The organism is Halorubrum sp. AJ67, assembly GCF_000513435.1.
The window spans coordinates 181,571-182,709 of sequence record NZ_CBVY010000003.1 but is presented as its reverse complement, the minus strand read 5'-3'; the positions used below and the strand labels follow the sequence as shown (position 1 = coordinate 182,709).

At 71.2% G+C, this 1,139-nt stretch carries 2 protein-coding genes; both read right to left on the bottom strand.

Going from position 1 to position 1,139, the window contains the following annotated elements:
• Positions 1-490: class I SAM-dependent methyltransferase (locus tag BN903_RS04520; RefSeq protein WP_048076758.1), on the bottom strand; the 490-nt coding region annotated here is incomplete at its 3' end.
• Between the two features lie 112 nt (positions 491-602).
• Positions 603-1,139: DUF1028 domain-containing protein (locus BN903_RS04515; protein WP_048076585.1), on the bottom strand; the 537-nt coding region annotated here is incomplete at its 5' end.

Below are 1,139 nucleotides of genomic sequence, written 5' to 3'. Positions count from 1 at the left end.
ACAGGCGGCGGTCGGTCGGCGGCCCGCGCGGCTCGCCGCCGATAACCGTCTCCTCGCGAGGGCGGTCGCGCCAGTTGACGACGACGAACCGGCCGCCGTCGTCGACCGTCTCGGCGATCCCCGCGACGACCGCCTGCGGCTCGGGAATCCCGTGGAACGCGTTCAACAGGAGGGCGACGTCGACCGATTCCGGCAGCAGGCCGGGGAGGTCGCGGGCGTCGCCCTCGACCGTCCGGAGGTTTTCGATCCCCTGCGCGTCCGCGAGCGCGTCGAGTTCGGCGAGCAGGTCTCCGTCGACATCGACGGCGTAGACGGGCCCCGGATCGGCGATCCGCGCCGCCGGGAGAGCGAAGTAGCCGTTCCCGGAACCGATCTCCGCGACGCGGTTACCCGGCTCGACGCCGAGGTCACGGAGGGTCTCTCCGGGCGTCGGCCACACCCGCCCCCACCAGTCCCAGTCCGGCTGGCCGGTGTTCCGAAAGCGCTCCATGCGGTCGGTACTTGGCCGCGGAGTGTTAGGCGTTGCGAGCGCGACCGAACGCGCCGGGGACGGGACGCGGAACGGTCGCCCTCCTTCCGTCACGGTCGACACCGGGAGCGTCTCAGACTCGATCGAGCCGGGAGAGTCCGCGCCATATCGCGTCGACCAGTCGCGTTTCGGGATCGTTGTCGGGTCCGGGACCATCGCCGTCGGATCCCGTGTTTTCCCAGCCGCGGGCCAGCGCGTCCTCCAGCACCGCGAGCGAGTGGTTCTCGAAGTTGTTCATCCCGCGGAACGTCTCCAGCGCGTCGCGGGCGTCGTCGCCGAACTCGGCGGTGGGTTCCCCCGTGTAGAAGCCGAGGTCCGCGAGCGCCGACTCGACCGCGACGGCCGCCTCACCGGTCAGTTCCCGCGTCTCCTCGGGAGCCTCGCGTTCGAGAAGCGTCACGTCGTATATCTTGAACACGCGTTCCAATTCGTCTATCGGGCGCTCGTGGTCGTCGACGCGCACGTCGACCCAGCGGTCGTTTCTCCCGTCGTAGCCCCCCTCGGGCTTGGCGACGTACAGCGCCGCCGACTGCTCGCCGCGCCTGTCGCCGCCGGCCTCGTTGCCGGCGTGGAGCGCGGCGATGAGCCGCTCCGGGAGGCCGCCGTCGGT